The 14,917-nt window shown below is 53.2% G+C and carries 8 protein-coding genes and 10 pseudogenes; 7 read left to right on the top strand and 11 right to left on the bottom strand.

Annotated elements, in window-relative coordinates; translation table 11 throughout:
- Positions 1 to 163: 163 nt before the first annotated feature.
- Together K6I40_RS28920 and K6I40_RS06035 are read left to right on the top strand one after the other, a co-directional pair.
- A pseudogene (locus tag K6I40_RS28920) lies at positions 164 to 313 on the top strand (transcriptional regulator TrmB); the annotation flags it as partial.
- Positions 310 to 1,121, top strand: a pseudogene (locus K6I40_RS06035) (DUF6036 family nucleotidyltransferase). The pseudogenes K6I40_RS28920 and K6I40_RS06035, both read left to right, overlap by 4 nt.
- A 198-nt stretch (positions 1,122 to 1,319) precedes the next feature.
- On the opposite strand, the pseudogene K6I40_RS28915 reads toward K6I40_RS06035, so the two are convergent.
- From K6I40_RS28915 to K6I40_RS06015, 5 genes and pseudogenes are all read right to left on the bottom strand, one after another.
- Positions 1,320 to 1,631 (bottom strand): annotated as a pseudogene (locus K6I40_RS28915) (hypothetical protein).
- A gap of 199 nt (positions 1,632 to 1,830) precedes the next feature.
- On the bottom strand, positions 1,831 to 2,103 hold the full coding sequence (locus tag K6I40_RS06030; protein ID WP_222913694.1) for a helix-turn-helix transcriptional regulator: 273 nt from the start codon (positions 2,101 to 2,103) through the stop codon (positions 1,831 to 1,833).
- Positions 2,104 to 2,447: 344 nt separating this feature from the next.
- Complete coding sequence (locus tag K6I40_RS06025; RefSeq protein ID WP_222913692.1) at positions 2,448 to 2,741, bottom strand: PadR family transcriptional regulator; 294 nt, start codon at positions 2,739 to 2,741, stop codon at positions 2,448 to 2,450.
- 80 nt (positions 2,742 to 2,821) lie between these two features.
- A pseudogene (locus K6I40_RS06020) lies at positions 2,822 to 3,351 on the bottom strand (hypothetical protein).
- A 9-nt stretch (positions 3,352 to 3,360) separates the two neighbouring features.
- A pseudogene (locus K6I40_RS06015) lies at positions 3,361 to 3,805 on the bottom strand (hypothetical protein); the annotation flags it as partial.
- On the opposite strand from K6I40_RS06015, the pseudogene K6I40_RS06010 reads away from it, so the two are divergent.
- Together K6I40_RS06010 and K6I40_RS06005 are read left to right on the top strand one after the other, a co-directional pair.
- Positions 3,792 to 3,947: pseudogene (locus K6I40_RS06010) on the top strand (IS6 family transposase); the annotation flags it as partial. The pseudogenes K6I40_RS06015 and K6I40_RS06010 sit on opposite strands and share 14 nt — an antisense overlap.
- Positions 3,948 to 4,978: 1,031 nt before the next feature.
- Positions 4,979 to 6,157 (top strand): Fic family protein, encoded by a 1,179-nt coding sequence (locus K6I40_RS06005; protein WP_222913690.1) that lies wholly within the window; start codon positions 4,979 to 4,981, stop codon positions 6,155 to 6,157.
- Positions 6,158 to 6,255: 98 nt separating this feature from the next.
- Here K6I40_RS06005 and K6I40_RS06000 read toward each other — a convergent pair whose 3' ends face one another.
- The 4 genes and pseudogenes from K6I40_RS06000 to K6I40_RS28905 form a co-directional block, all read right to left on the bottom strand.
- Entirely contained in the window at positions 6,256 to 6,399 is a 144-nt protein-coding gene (locus tag K6I40_RS06000; RefSeq protein WP_255681460.1) for a hypothetical protein, read from the bottom strand.
- A gap of 203 nt (positions 6,400 to 6,602) precedes the next feature.
- A pseudogene (locus K6I40_RS05995) lies at positions 6,603 to 7,873 on the bottom strand (hypothetical protein).
- 335 nt (positions 7,874 to 8,208) lie between these two features.
- Entirely contained in the window at positions 8,209 to 9,063 is an 855-nt protein-coding gene (locus K6I40_RS28910; protein ID WP_345779373.1) for a primase-like DNA-binding domain-containing protein, read from the bottom strand.
- 175 nt (positions 9,064 to 9,238) lie between these two features.
- Positions 9,239 to 10,012, bottom strand: coding sequence for a hypothetical protein (locus tag K6I40_RS28905; RefSeq protein ID WP_345779372.1), 774 nt, complete (start codon positions 10,010 to 10,012; stop codon positions 9,239 to 9,241).
- 724 nt (positions 10,013 to 10,736) lie between these two features.
- On the opposite strand from K6I40_RS28905, the pseudogene K6I40_RS05985 reads away from it, so the two are divergent.
- A pseudogene (locus tag K6I40_RS05985) lies at positions 10,737 to 11,566 on the top strand (IS5 family transposase).
- A 600-nt stretch (positions 11,567 to 12,166) separates the two neighbouring features.
- On the opposite strand, the gene K6I40_RS05980 reads toward K6I40_RS05985, so the two are convergent.
- Entirely contained in the window at positions 12,167 to 13,033 is an 867-nt protein-coding gene (locus K6I40_RS05980; RefSeq protein ID WP_222913689.1) for a universal stress protein, read from the bottom strand.
- Positions 13,034 to 13,178: 145 nt separating this feature from the next.
- On the opposite strand from K6I40_RS05980, the pseudogene K6I40_RS05975 reads away from it, so the two are divergent.
- A pseudogene (locus tag K6I40_RS05975) lies at positions 13,179 to 13,655 on the top strand (CNNM domain-containing protein); the annotation flags it as partial.
- Here the strand turns inward: K6I40_RS05975 and K6I40_RS05970 are convergent.
- A pseudogene (locus K6I40_RS05970) lies at positions 13,652 to 14,200 on the bottom strand (NAD-binding protein); the annotation flags it as partial. The pseudogenes K6I40_RS05975 and K6I40_RS05970 sit on opposite strands and share 4 nt — an antisense overlap.
- Positions 14,201 to 14,420: 220 nt before the next feature.
- Here K6I40_RS05970 and K6I40_RS05965 point away from each other — a divergent pair.
- A complete protein-coding gene (locus tag K6I40_RS05965; protein ID WP_222913687.1) occupies positions 14,421 to 14,915 on the top strand; it encodes a TrkA C-terminal domain-containing protein in 495 nt (164 codons plus the stop codon).
- Positions 14,916 to 14,917 lie beyond the last annotated feature (2 nt).

The following is a 14,917-nucleotide window of genomic DNA, read 5'->3' as shown; positions in this document are numbered from 1 at the left end:
AGATGCCAGAGAGTATCGACCTCGTATTTGCTGTAACCGACGATGACGTTCGAAAAGAGGAGTTCGACATCCCGGTCATCAGTGCATCTGACTATGATCGTTCTGAGCTCGATGAACCGACATTCGAGCAGTGATATAATCGAGTTAGAGAGCTCAAGTCTGTCTACGTGCCCAGGCCGTCACGTACGACGTCAACGAACTCGTCGAGGATCTTTGTACGTATCTCGACACGAGCGGTGAGCAGCGGACGTCTCGACTTCCCGAGTGGGAGGACTTTCAGGAACTGGCTGAGGACTACGGGGTAACAGTATGAGGGCGCGGTTCAACAGTTCGTATATTTGGCCGGAACTCGAACATATCGGCCAGCAGCTAGACGAACCGCTTACCGTCTTCCTGATCGGCGGCGGTTCGATGGCGTTCCGTGGGCTCAAGGACACGACCAAAGATATCGATCTCATCGTCGCGTCCGGCGCAGATCTGGGCAAGCTCCAGGCAGTACTGCTCGAGTTGGGATACGATATCGTTCGAGAACCAGACGAAGCATACGAAGAACTCGGTGCCCAGCGAATCCTCAAGAACGATGACGGGTGTCGGATCGACATCTTCAATCAGCAGGTGATCGAAAACTGGTTCTCTCCGAAGGGATTCGCAAGCGGAGCGAGCGGTATCTCGACCCGGGGAATCTTGTGGTCGAACTCGTGAGCCCAGAAGATATCTTCCTGTTCAAAGCGGTCGCCGGACGGGTGGACGATATCGAGGATATGTTTTCGCTGATGCAGACTGGCCTCGATTTCGACATTGTTGAAGCAGAACTCGCTGCACAGATAGAACTACTGGAGCAAGAGCTGTTCGTGACCTACGTGAACGAGGCGTTGACTGATCTCACCGAACAACATAATGTGAGGACACCGTTACATGACTCCGTCGCGGAGATCACAGAGCGCGTCTACGAGGAACTCGAAGTGCTTCACGCCCTCGACGAACCGAAATCGATACCCACCCTGCGGCAAGAACTCGATTACTCCACGGCTGAACTACAGGATATCCTGAGTCGTCTCAAGGAGAAAGGCGCTGTCGAAGGAACCGATGATCGCATTGGGCGTCTTTCGACAACGATCTGACGGCGGGGAATACCGGAGTCTGTGCGTTGAGCCCATGTGATGCACCTTATTGGATACGTTCTCTATCGTGGATAGGGATACTCTCCAACCGATACGAAATACCGGAATGAGTCCTCGTCTCAGTTCCATCGATGCATCGTCTGAATCAGATATGAGCTAGAATACAGGATCGGGTTTCCTAGCCTGATTGGTCATCAACTATCCAGACCGCGTGTCGGAGACGCGGTATTCCTCGAGGTCGCACATCCAGTAGGTGGCAGGCCGGGCAGGACCAAAGGTCCCGCTGGAAGCCGGCGTGAAACGCCGGTGACGCCGTGAGCGCGTCGACGACGAGTCCACGTCCGTCGCAGGCGTGGTGGTTGTACTCGTCGGGTCCGGCCGCGTCTGGACGGCACAGTCGACACAGATCGGGTGGGTGACTCGGTTGTCTTGCCCCTAGGTATGCGCCTCGTCAGCCTCGGTGCCGGGCGGGGCGTCGCAGAAGGCACAGCCAGCGAGCGTCTGCTGCATCACTTGCCCTTCTCGTCGACGTCACGGGCAGCCAGCCAACCCTGACGGAAGACGGCCAACTGGGTGATTGAGTTGAAGGCAGTATCACTCGGTCCGAGCGGTCCTTGCGATCGTCGAGTGTGAACAGTCATCGCTCTGTTTGCCTGCCAGTGTTTAGGTTGCTACTCGAGATAGCGGAGGAATACTGCCTCTCCAACAGTTAGTCAATATACTGGGCTTTCCATTCTTGTCGGTCCGTGATGGCTTGCTCGCCATCTTCTGTAAGCGCGTAATAGTTGGTTCTTCTATCGAGTTGGCCTTTTTCAACGAGTTCTTTGGTAACAATAGTATCGAGATTCGGATACAGCCGTCCGTGATTGATTTCGTTAGTATAATACTGCTCAATTTCGTCTTTGACATCCTGCCCGGATGGGCGGTCAGCGCCAGCGATCACGTACAAGAGGTCTCGTTGAAACCCCGTGAGGTCGTCCATATCACGACCATCCAATTAATACGGTGTTTGTTATTCACTCACAACGAGTCGTAAGCATACGCAACTGGTAGTTCCTTTATGGCGCCATACGGATTAACCAACAGAACAACGGTCTTTTCCCGAGTGTTGGTTAAGACAGTACGATCTGGCTCAGAAAGAGGAAGTTCAATCTAGTCAAGCAAACCAGAGTGCCTGCTTGAGCGAATTGAAGTGATAACCCCTACCCCCGCTCCTTCACTGAGTCTGCAATGTGTATACTGTCCTATCTATCTCACACTGGACTCGAATCAGAAGATTAGCTTCACGACTGGCAGCACACCACTCGAATGATTCTACTCGCTCCGTTACTCTGATTCCGAGAGTAACTCGCCGACGTATTGGTCTTCCCACTCCCGTCGAGCCTCGAGTTCGCGGCGGCCACGAGCGGTGATCGTGTAGTAATTCGTTCGGCGGTCGAGTTCGCCTTTCTCGACGAGACCCTTGTCAACGATCTCATCCAGGTTCGGATAGAGCCGCCCGTGATGGATCTCTTTCTCGTAATAGTCCTCGAGTTCCTCTTTGATTGCGAGTCCGTGTGGCTCGTCCTGTCCAGCGATCGTGTACAGCAGGTCACGCTGGAAACCAGTCAGATCGTGCATAGTACTATTTCTGTATATTTGCGGATAAGCATTCCGAGATCAAGTGATAAAATAAATATTATAAATCATCTCAACCGGACTCAGATCAGTCGCATCGAATCACCAGAACCGTCACCGATGATATCTGCTAACCCATAGACGGAGATTGCGTCGGCATAGCCCTGCGCAGTGACGGCATTTTTGATCCCCAACTTGGCTGGCTTATCATCAGTGAGTACGATCACACCCCCTGTTGAGCGGTCTCTGACGTATTGGGTAGCTAGCCCTGCGAGAATCATATCTGTCTTTTCGACTTCATGCTCAGGTCGATCAGTTTTAGTCGCGATGGTTCGCATAGCGATATCGCTGGCTGCGACAGCGTCACCATCTGTTGGGGCGGTGCATCGATGATTTCGGCACATCCTTCCTTGATGGCTGACCGTACGCGCTCTGTATCTGAACCGCCGAGTTCACCGATAACACGTTGAGAAAGTTTCATCACAATGCCAGCGTTACGGACAGCACTCCGGAGTCGTGCGTATTGGTGATTGGCAGGGTGACCGATTGCGAAGAAGATGTTCGTATCGACAAGGACATCGTTCTCAGCGGACAGTGGATTTGTGTGACCCATCGAACGTACTCACTCGTTCGGCTCTGACTTCGCTGGGGCACCGTCTGCTCCGTCGAGATCGGGAAGGTCCATCTGGTCGGAGACATCTGGAAACAGGTGCTCGAAGAACGGGTCGTGTTCTCTCCCAACAGCGAGTGCAGGCTGGAGCGCAGAGATAATCATTATCGCCTCTGTCTCCCGAACATCGATATCGGTGGCGACCATCCGCTGTGTTGTCTTCCCCGCAAAGTGGAGTCCTGCACCCCGTAACACAGCAATGAGCTTCCCAGTTCCGTACCGATCGAGAAAGTAGTCGACGTCATCATCAACCTCCTGAAGTGCAAGCGTATGCAGGACTGTCGGTGTAATCACGATTGGAGCGTACTGCTCAACGATGATGAGGGGCTCAGCAGTCAGCTGCTGTGGTCGTGGTCGAGTCGTCTCGATCAACGAGTCCGAGGTCAACCAGTTGTTCGCTCAGAGAGACAACAACGATCTTAGCGGAATTAGGCGTTGAACGTTCTCACGGAGCGGTTTGGAACTGGGTGCATCGGCTGGCTAACAGCGGCTATGCCCCGCTTGAGGCGCAGCCGAAGCGGGTCGCGGTTGACGAGAGCACTCGACAATCAACCGTCGGTTGAAGTACTCAAGCAGGAGAGCTCAATCTAGCAGTTCCCCTCGGCGAATCGCCTATCTAGGGTTTTGTTTTCCCGACCGTCGTAAGCACCCCTTCGCTTTGGTTTTTGAAGGCGTCAATAGCCCGGACCTCGACCGTATAACTGGTCTCCGGCTTGAGCCCGTCTATTGGGAGGACCAACGGGTCCGGAACGGGATCTTTGTAGAATTCCGAGAAGGCAAGATACTCTGCGCCCACGTTGTCGGAGTCTTGTTCTTTCGCGCTAAGGCCATCCAATCGGTTAAAGTCGACTCAAACAAAATACGTTTATGTTAGCATTTGACAATGCTGAATAGATACATAAATAACTATTGTAGGCACTGTCTATATGCGGAAAACCGCAGGACTCGAAGATGGTGATGTTTCGATGTCAACTGTTAAAATACCATAGAGAATCGGACACAACGAGACTCTGTTATACAAACGGCAGAAATTCGGCTACCTCAGTACATATTTCACGAGGTGAAACAATCACTGGGATCAGCACTGAAGCCATAACAGTCGCTAAAACGCCGTTCTATGCCAGAATTGCGTAACTAGACAGTGCCGAATGACGGAAGAAGATTCACTTGCTAAAGGTCGAACGGCCGAATCAACCCTATGGCAGTGTCTTGGTAGTAAATTACAGTCCTTGATTCTCACTTTCAGCCCAACAAACCATGACGGATCAAATTGTTAGTACACGGATTTAATCCGATACGAGTTAGGCTGTCCTCGAAGACCAGCTTCGCAGATACCGTCGCGATAAGAGTATAGCTGCGAATCTATTGATGTACTGTTTGCGCTCAAACGCTGGTACTGCACGCAACTGTAATATTGAGCCAGCCAGAGCCAGTGAGAGTGAACAGGGCACTATCAGACTATAGCTGCATACATCCTACTGATACACAATGATACTACTATCTAAGGGGTATTGTTTGCATTCAGTGTCGCCAAATTCATTTACTCAGGTGAAGTAGAGCGGTTACGTGCATGAGAGACATGGAAATCGAAGAAATGGCGCCTGGGGAACTCATATCCTACGGGAGAGAATTTTATTACAGGCCAGATCCACTGCCTCCCTCACGCGATCTCGAGTTAGATGCAGACTTTTATGATCTGCTCGCCGATGCCACGTTTTGGCTCGGCAAACTTAGCGGTATCAGTCTCGAACTCGACTTTCCGCCCGTCCTTTACACTTCGCTCCTTCGGAAAGAAGCGATGGAATCGGCCGAAATCGAAGGCGCTGATGTCGACTACAACGCTCTCTACAGTCTCGAAACGCACAGCTTCGATGAGGCCGAGGACGGATATTCCATCGAACCGACGAGTGAAGCAGGTACAAAGGACACACAGGAGGTCCTCAATTACGAGCAGGCTGTCGAAGACGGTATTAGAACACTCAACAACGGCGGAGAGATTTCAGTTTCTCTCCTTCACGAACTTCACGAGACGCTCCTCACGGACGTTCCGGACGATCGCGTCGATACCGATACAATTGGTGCCTACAAGACGGTTCCAAACCACCTCGGTGACTTTCTGCCACCAGTACCGGGAGAAATCGACGGCCTGATGGATGCACTAGTAACGTACTATCGGACTGGTGGTAGCTATCACCCACTCGTAAACATCGCACTGTTCCACTACCAGTTTGAAACGATCCATCCGTACGGTGACGGAAATGGACGGCTAGGTCGTCTTCTAATCACGCTTCAGTTGTATGATGTCGGGCACCTTGAACGCCCAAACCTCTATCTCAGTGAATACTTCAATCGAAACAAATCCACATATGTAGACCGAATGGAAGCGGTTCGATCCTACGGCGACTGGGAAGGATGGCTCTCGTTTTTCGTCAGAGGAGTCGCTCAACAAGCCGAAGAGTCCGTTGGCCGTACGCTGGCACTCGATGAACTGCGACGCCGCTACGAGAACGAGTACGGTGGCGTCCAGTACGCGAAAAATCGCTTAGCGTGCAATCTCTTTGAACAACCCTACGTAACGACCAAAACAGTCGCGGAGAGGCTCGATATTGAGCGATCAACCGCGTACCGTGCGATTGACGCGCTAGAAGACGAAGGTATCCTAGAAGAGGTTACGGGCAAAGAGCGCAACAAGGAATACCGTGCGAAGGAAATCTTCGAGATACTTGAGCGGCCGCCCCAGACGTACTGAGTCTTCATCTATAATCGACGAATCGAGAAGCGTCATCGCTCAAAGTTCTCTCGAGAGCAGGCGACAGCATCCCGGGCACGGTCGGCAGTTTCTGAGTCTTACGCACCAACAGTAATCAGTTCCTCGTTGCTCGCCAGTCGCTCGAGCAGTTCATCGAAACACTCATCATCGCGCTGGAGGTGATCAAGTTTCTCTTTCGTCTCTTCTCGACGTCGATGTCCGGATTGGGCGCTTGATGACATCTCCTTATAGCGCTGGACCTCGTGACGGTGGGCTGCCCTTTGCAGATCATGCCAAGACAATGTTGATGTATTTCGGTAGGGAAATGCTTGATCGATACTGCGGTCTTGTGAGTGCTGTCGTTCAGAATTCATACGCTCTCTTCGGGCAGTTCGAACGCCTCACTCCTGTTGGGGGTGAAAAACACTACATTACAGTCGAAATGTTACTTGGAGTTATCTCCGAATAACCGTCCCCACAGAGAGGATGCCCCTGAGTTGGTATCACATTCAGACGTCGTACCGGCTTGCTCTTCTCGAGTCTGTTCAGCCTCTCGGTCACGTTCTGCAGGTTCGGTGTTGAGCCGTTTGATCTCTGCCTCGAGGTGATCGATATGGTCGTTCTTCTGTTTAAGCGTAGCTTCAAGCTCATCAACACGGTCGGTTAATAGTCGATTCTTCTCAGCCAGATACGCATGATTCGGCTCCGATTCGTCACGACTGTCGACGGTTGATGGCTCGCCCTTTCTGGTAGTGGGTTCGGAGGACTCGTCTCGAATGTCTTGATGGTAGAGCTCAGAGGTGTTCGCAATCGCTCGCTCGATGGTCTTCTCACCGTACGTTGATCCATCGACATAGTGGACCTCGTCCCACTTGTCTCGAAGTAGCCCCGATTGTCGGAAGAGCCGATCTATCTGCTGCTGGTCACCACCAGTCCAGAACGCCAGCAGACAACATAGCGCCATATCTGCCTCTGACTGACTCTCGTAGCCAGCAGTCGAGCCACGCCACAACCGCTTGAACTTCTCACCGTTCGATGCGTTCTGCGCTCGCTCGAGTAGTTCCTCATCTTCGAGCGTCACGCCCTGGCTGTCCTCCTCATCAACAGTGAACTCGCGCTCAGAAGCTTGCTGTGTTCTCGCACTGTTCTCTCCTCGAGACGACTCTGTCTCGGCGATGTACCCGTTGTACACTGTCTCGAGTGCATTAGGCTGCTCTGTCACCTGAGACGGTGTTGTGTTGACATGGTCGCCAGTCACAGTGAAGAACCGCGCTGTCTCATACATCTCGACCGACCCGCGCCGGCTCCGATCACTAGGGATCGATCCACGGATAATAACGTGATAGCCTGTCCCTGATGGTGATATCTCGGTGAACGAATCCAATTCGTCGATGATCTATCGAGCGTCTTCACTCGGTGCTCCCGTCTCTGGATCGCGACAGTCGTCGAGATCGATTCCAACGAGCGCATCCGACTCCGTAAATACGAATCCGATTCCAGCAACGTCACCACACTCCCAATACTCGAGCGCATCGTCGAACGATCGCCACGTCTCAGGATCGTCGCCGATGCGTAGTCCCCGACCCCTGGGACGATCGGCACCTTCGTTACCTTTTCATCTCGTTGCTGCGTCCGCCAACAAATCCATTGCTCATGTTCCTGTAACGTCCTCGGAATGCCGTCCACGTCGATCGAACCTATCATCTGATCTGTCATTTTCATTCGGACCTCTCTGCGGTCATATTGCTGAACCGCTACTCCTCTTTGTGGTCTGATAAAAACGCACTCGCTGCCACTCCTCGAGCATCCCCGTTTCTGCCGGTGGAACCTACTCTATACTAGTTGGTTTTCGACTCTCGATTACACTGGATAGTACTGCCCTCTTTCGATTTTACACTGGACACGCGAGCCCCAACAAGACTCAGCCAGATGATTCCCCTGGACAGAAATAGTAGAAACTGGCATAGAGATGTTCAATTCGGCCCATATCCTGCGATACGAATTCGGAAATACCCTGAAAATCGACCGAACAGGGAAGCCATCGATTCCACTCATTCCTCTGACTTGTCCGCTGCTTCCCGAAGCCGAGATCCTTCCTCAGTGAGTCCAATACCAGTATAGAAATTTACACGGTCTCCATCAACTCGTCTGCGATTAGTGCCGACATCAAGATGGTCACTAAGCTTCCGTGCAAACCAGACATTGTTAGTGCCATCAAGGCCGTGTCGACTCACCCACGCGGAATAGGTCTGGTACAACTCCTCCTTCGGGATCGACGTCTCAGTGTCTTCAATAATGTAGCGATCAGCGAAGATACTAACACCATCGTCGTCTGGATCCAACCGAAGGTCATCTTCGGTCTTCCTCTGCTTGCTATCAGCGAGTACCTGTGTCTCGGTATCTGCGGACGGTGGTGAGGCGCCATTCATCTCCGTCAGCGTTTCGAGCGCGTCCGCCATCGCCGCTGTCTTCCCGTCGCGATAGAGTTGAGCAGACCCATCTTCCGACAGAATCAGTATCGCGTAACTGTCTCGATCGTATGCTGGGTTTGGCAAATCAGAAGCGGGGACGAATGGGCGTTTGATCGTCGTCCAATCTGCTTCGAGGGCATCAGACGTTTCGTAGACATGCGTCTCGCCTTGCTCGTATACCGTATACTGGCCTGTTTCTCGATCATAGCTGTAGTAGGCAGGCACCGAATCTTTCGAGAATTCGACTGCGGACGATGTCCGCGTGAACTCTGTCTCGCCATCCGTGAGGACCCACTCATCGGCGGTACGTATCCAGACAGTACGTTGTGACTCAGTAGCAGGTCGAACAGCCGTCACACCGCCACGAGAAGCCGCTCCGCCACCAAACGTGACGAGTTCATCCGTATTGTAGAACTGTTCAGTTCCGTCTGCCAACTCCCGTATCGGGGGCTCGAGAATGTTCTCGACCCGTGCCGCTACTCAAGTCTGGCCGTCTCCACTGGGTCGAACAACGAACATCGGAATCCGATTAGTCTCCTGTGCTCGTTTGAGATTCTGAAGGACCTTCGCTGGCCGCTCCGGTATCGTCGTTTCGGCCTCAAGAGCAAACTCAACGTCGAACTCGGGATATGTCTGTCCCATCGGGCTGGTCGCTCCCATCTTGTTCGAAAATGTCGACACTGAAGTCGAGTTTCGTCAGTGATTCCTCGGTATCAAAGAGTAGCGCATCGTGTTCGGATCCTCCTGCTGATCGGACATCTCCGGTCTCAGGTTCAGCAACGGCTTTGCCCTTGTCAGTCAATCGGACCACGACCGCTTCATTGCGAACGCTGAGATCGACATCGATCAGTGGCGACTCCTGACGGACATCGGGGAACTCCTCGAGATCAGTGCCGGTTGCAAGGTCCTCTGTGTGGTCACCGTTCTCGATGCGATCGAGTACCTCCTCGTCGACATCGGTTACGGGTACCCAGCCGTTCTGGCTGCGAACGTCTTCACGTAACTGGACGGCACGAATCGCTTCGGCCATCACCCGATCAACAGCGAGTGCGTCGGGACTTGCCGCTTCGTTGTACTCTCGATAAATGAGATTGCGGAGGATCTCGCTGTCAGTCAGCGGATCCGTCCCATACCGCTCGAGACTCCGTTCGATGATTTCATCGACATCGTCTGTTCCCCGGAGCGGTGGATACGGTGGAAACGTCCGAACTAACACGGGTTCGGAGTAGCAACCGCCCAACAGCGGGATCCGTGTCCATACTTTGAACTGGTTGGTCGTGATCAAGTCTTCCGCTGTATAGTCGCGGAATCGCTTCATCAACAGCCTGACGTCATCAGTATCGTTGACGGAGAACGTAAGGAGATTGTCGCAGTTGTTCTGCATCGCTTTCAGCGTGTCCTTGTCGATTGGAGCAGCGGTCTTGTTGAAATCCCATTCTTCAGATGTGATTTTGTCTGAAATAGCTGTTACGTAGAGATGCGAACTAACCGTCTGGCAGAGGCCCTTGTATCTGCAGGGAGAAGATTACTTCTCTTGAGACTGACGTATCTACGAAGTCCTTCCATCCATTGGTAGGAACGTGAGGATAATGAACGATCAGAAAACAAGTCCGACAGATTATGGTTTCGAGGGGTATTTGGATTGGGTGATTAGCAGTGGCGTCGGCGGTATCGCTGGTTCGATTGTATTGGTGCTTTTATCGGATTGTTTTATCCGAACATCGTATCCGTGACTATCCCCTCGTTATACGGGCTTGAACCGATGGGTGGTTTCGGGTGGGGACTTCATCTAGCACATGGTCTTTTCCTCGGCATTATTTTCGGCTTTCTCGTTACACGTGAGCCTGCTCTCAGTACTCTCGTTCTGGAGGTCGAATCGGGTACCAGTTACGGGCCAAGTATGCGGCTTACTCTCGCCGGAATAGTCTATGGACTAACTGTCTGGATTGCTCTTCCACTTTTGGCATTACCGATCTGGACTTCCATAACTGGAAATGCCGATCCCGATTTTCCGGCAGTTACTGTTGAGAGGGCTGTGTTGAATCACTAGACAGCGGCGGAATGGTTCGCTAAATCGAAGGTCTTGAAGCGGGAGACTTCAGTTGTTCATGACCCAAATCTCCCGCTTCATTGGGGCAGTTGTGCCGATTGCTCAAACGTTACTGGCGATGGAGACGAATCCGCCGCCCCGAAAGGTGGCGGCGGATTCGCCGACTATGCCCTCGTTTCCCTGCATTGTCTGCGGATTTACCTCGATACGTCCTATCGAATGACGATCGATCTGCTGAAGGAAATGCCGCAAATAACAGGGGAGATCGGCCTTGATACGGCCGATCTCCCCGCACCATCTACGCTGTGTAAGGCGTTTGATCGGATCGAGATGAGCGTTTGTCGAGTGTTGCTGTGCCAGTCGGCACAGCTACACGACCTCTCTGAGCACGCTGCGATCGACGCTACGTTCTATGAACGAGATCGTGCAAGCCGTCACTACTGCCACCGAACGAATTATCGTGTTCAGACGCTCAAAGTTACAAAACTCGTCGATACAGCAACGCAAGCTGTGCTTGATCTTCACTGCTCGACGACGTTAGAAGGCAGCGACGCAGATCTCTGTGAGCAGATCGCCCGCCGGAACGCGGGCGATCTGCGGTCTCTAGCCGCTGATAAGGGCTATGACAAGCAACAACTCCGCGAACGACTCCGTGAACTCGACATTCGCCCGCTGATCAAACACCGGATCTTCGCTCCGTACGATCACGCACACAACGCCCGCATTGATGAAGATCGGTACGCTCAGCGGTCAATGGCCGAAACCGTCAACTCAGCCGTCAAGCGCTCGCTCGGCTACGCCGTGCGAGCGCGTAACTGGTATCGAGAGTTCCGTGAAATTTCTCTGATGTGTGTCGTCTACAACATCAAACGTGCCGTCAAACAGTGAAATCCACCGCCTTACAGCGATTCAACAGAGCCGTTGAGAGTTTCATCGGGCATCTTCTCTTCGGAGCAACTCTTGGTTTCATTTTCTCCAACCTCATGAGAATACCTGAGAGGACATAACAACTATAAATTCAGTTGAACTATCACATATGATTGATAGACGTGTGCGATTGTTTAGTGTATCCCCTATACTGAACACAAGTTTCACGGAGTACTCTGAATAAAGAAACCGTGCTATCATCTATTGCTATACTTATCAGTATCCGTGCGGTTAGAGTCGCCTGCTGTCATTGTCGGCAGCCCGGCGCTTGGTGTCACTACCACCAGGCCCACTTCTGGGGCGCGGCCGGGTTCAACGGGGATAGCCGATTGATCCTATAATAGCAGTAGATAGTAGCACGTTTCTTTATCAGAACTGTTCGCGAAATTCGCGGTAAGTATAGACGGCTTCGCGGGTGATTGTTCCCTGGCCGAATCGCTAGCATCGGAGTCACCCCGTGTATCCGCTCGTCAACCTGTGGAGGAGACATGTTCGCCGGTATCAATGCTTGCGCCAACCACTCCCCCGAAGGGCGAGGCGTTTTCCTCGCGTTCGTCCGGGCTACCGGAACACGACGAGTACTGGTATGTCTACAGTACGGAGAACGCGATCTGTGACGCTTCCCAGAGACTGGCTGGCCAGGTTCGATTCACCCTCAGACGCCATGACGATCAGACCGATATCGTTCTCGACAGTGTAGTCGACAATGACTTCCTGTGCATCCCCTCGCAATACGGCTGACTCCAGCGGAAGATCGGTATCCTCAATCTGACGGGCGAGTCGCTCAATTGCCTCGTGGCCGTCATCCTCAAGTCGTTCGGTGAAGTCTTCTGACACGCCACCAGCGTCGAACGCGCCCGCCGCTGCTTGGACATCGACCACGGTGAGCAGGTGGAGTGTGGCCTTGAATTGCTGAACGATATCCTCACCGTATGGTGCCGCCTGTTCGGCGTTCTCACTGCCGTCCGTCGTAATGAGGACGTTTTCATATGCGTTACCAGTAGTATGATCACTAACCTCACCAGGAACTACCAACACCGGAATGCTGGTGTGACGCAACACGCGATCGGTGACGGTCCCGAGGAGGCGTTCTCGCAGTCCACTCTGGCCGTGACGCCCCATCACAATGAGATCACTGGCAGTTTCCGTCGCGTGCTCTGTGATGGCCTCGTGAGGCTGGCCGTCTACGAGACGCGTATCGATCTCGATATTGCTTCCGGTGACGAGGTCCGCATGTTTGTCGAGAATTTCGCGGCCTTTCTCTTCCGAGGTCTGGTCACTCTCTGAGCCAGGAAGACGCGATTGGTCTTCAAGGACGTGGAGCATGTCAAGACGCGCATTGTATTGTTCTGCAAACTCACGCCCGACCGCTGCAGCGCGTTTGGCACTATCGCTCCCATCAACCGGGACGAGAATTGTCTCGAACATAGTCAACCACTTGTCCTCTTATTGCTCATCAGCAATCGAAAAAGCTTCGCTGGCCGTGTCTACCTATTCTTCTTATGAAATGACTGAGTCAGTCATCTCGGACCAGTTGAAGTAGCTCGTTTACAAGATATGTATCTGTAGTCACGCCGTTGGAATAGTCGTTGAACCCGCACTAGCGGCCATTTTTGAGCCGCTCTTCGCAAACACGATGTTGGCCACGATCGGAAGCGGCGCAATCCTCACCTTCCTCATTATCAACCTCGTCCATCTGACCCACGATGAACAGACGCCGACATATCTCGGCGTCGAACGATCACGGATGGTCTGTCGGTACGGGGCAACACCGTTATATTGGTTCCATTGGCTGATCTCGCCGGTCATCACGCTCGGCGATGGTATTGCGAAACTGACGCTCAAACTCTTCGGCATCGAGATGACCGGTGCCTGGCTTGAAACCGAAGAGGACGTCATCAAGTCTCGTGCGGACCTCTGGAACCGACTCGGCTCGATCCTCGAAGAAGGTGACCTCTCCGAGGAACGCCGCGACGAGGTGATGAACGCGTTCCAGATCGGCGAACAGTCCGTCAGCGAGCTGATGGTGCCACCGAACGAGATCGTTGCACGGTCGAGGTCAGCCCGTTCCTCGGGATCGCCTTTGATCGCCTGATACCCGTCGTCCGAGAGACGCTTCGCTTCCTCCTCGTCGGATTCGATGAGGACGTAGTCGATATCGAGTTCCTCGAGTTCGTCGAGGAGCAACTCGGTATCGTGCTGGTACTCCGCGATGACGACGTGATCATTCTTGGTCGTGAGGCGGTCCGCGAGGTTCAGCGGCGTCCGCTCGAAGAGCGGGATGACCAGGACGCGCAGCGTGACAAAACCGATGATGATGCCGGTCAACTGCATCGTCATCATGAGAACGTTCATCACCGGCGTCGCCCAGGGCGAATCCGCACCGTACCCGGTTGTCGTCATCGTCTCGACTACCGTGTTGAGCGACCGGAAGATAGACTGGGGGTCATTCTCGAGCGTTCGCATTCCCCAATTGTAGACGAGTGTGTAGAAGAGGACGACCAAAATGAGACCGACCACGAATAGGACCAACAGTCGTTGACGTTGCGTAAGATCACGCGGGTGCAGTCCTTTTATATCCCGGAGCTCGCGCATTTGGTATCCTCCAGTCACCGTCGATAGTATCTCTGATTGATTAAGTGTCCGGTTTTGCTGGGACGGCCTTTTGTCACCACGTATCGGCCCTCGAGAGCGAGCGTTATCGGTGCCTGTAAATCGTTCTATGACATCCTCGAGAGAGAATCAACGGCAGAGATGATCACAATCGATCGAACAGGACACGCTATTTATTACTATGCCTTCGCTTTTATCACGTATGACTGTCTACGAGAGCGACCTCCCCGGCGTCGGAAAAAAGTTCGAGATTGAACTCGATGACGGGGAGCGTCTCGTCATCGTGACCCACAACACGGGAAAACGAGAGGTGTACCTGAAAGCGGACGCGGATGCGGACAGCGAGAAGGTATTCGAGGCGTCGGATCGCCTGGCCCGGAAAATCGGCACGATTCTGGAAGGGGCATACTTCCAGCCGGTGCAGGCCGAACAGGTGGAGACGATGCTCACCGACGATACCTACCTCGAGTGGTACGGCGTCTCCGAGACCGCCGAAGTAGCCGGCCAGACCCTCGCTGAGGCGGACATCCGCGATCGGACGGGCGTCTCCATCGTCGCCATTCAGCGCGGCGAGGAGTTGATTTCGCCGCCGACGCCGGAGACGGTCCTTGAGGTCGGTGACACGCTGGTCGTCATCGGCGACCACGAGGACTGTGCTCAGTTCGAGGAACTGCTCGGAGCCGGACTCGACGAGTGATC

It is taken from the genome of Natrinema sp. SYSU A 869, from assembly GCF_019879105.1.
Taxonomy (GTDB): Archaea; Halobacteriota; Halobacteria; order Halobacteriales; family Natrialbaceae; genus Natrinema.
Note: the sequence above shows the minus strand (reverse complement) of the source record. Positions and strands in the feature narration are given on the sequence as shown.

Excerpts from the sequence above, each read along its gene's own strand:
- K6I40_RS06025 (WP_222913692.1), bottom strand. The coding sequence starts at position 2,741 with ATGCACGATCTGACTGGTTTCCAGCGTGACCTGCTGTACACGATCGCT.
- K6I40_RS28905 (WP_345779372.1), bottom strand. The coding sequence starts at position 10,012 with ATGCAGAACAACTGCGACAATCTCCTTACGTTCTCCGTCAACGATACT.
- K6I40_RS06030 (WP_222913694.1), bottom strand. The coding sequence starts at position 2,103 with ATGGACGACCTCACGGGGTTTCAACGAGACCTCTTGTACGTGATCGCT.
- K6I40_RS05980 (WP_222913689.1), bottom strand. The coding sequence starts at position 13,033 with ATGTTCGAGACAATTCTCGTCCCGGTTGATGGGAGCGATAGTGCCAAA.
- K6I40_RS05965 (WP_222913687.1), top strand. The coding sequence starts at position 14,421 with ATGACTGTCTACGAGAGCGACCTCCCCGGCGTCGGAAAAAAGTTCGAG.
- K6I40_RS06000 (WP_255681460.1), bottom strand. The coding sequence starts at position 6,399 with ATGTCATCAAGCGCCCAATCCGGACATCGACGTCGAGAAGAGACGAAA.
- K6I40_RS06005 (WP_222913690.1), top strand. The coding sequence starts at position 4,979 with ATGAGAGACATGGAAATCGAAGAAATGGCGCCTGGGGAACTCATATCC.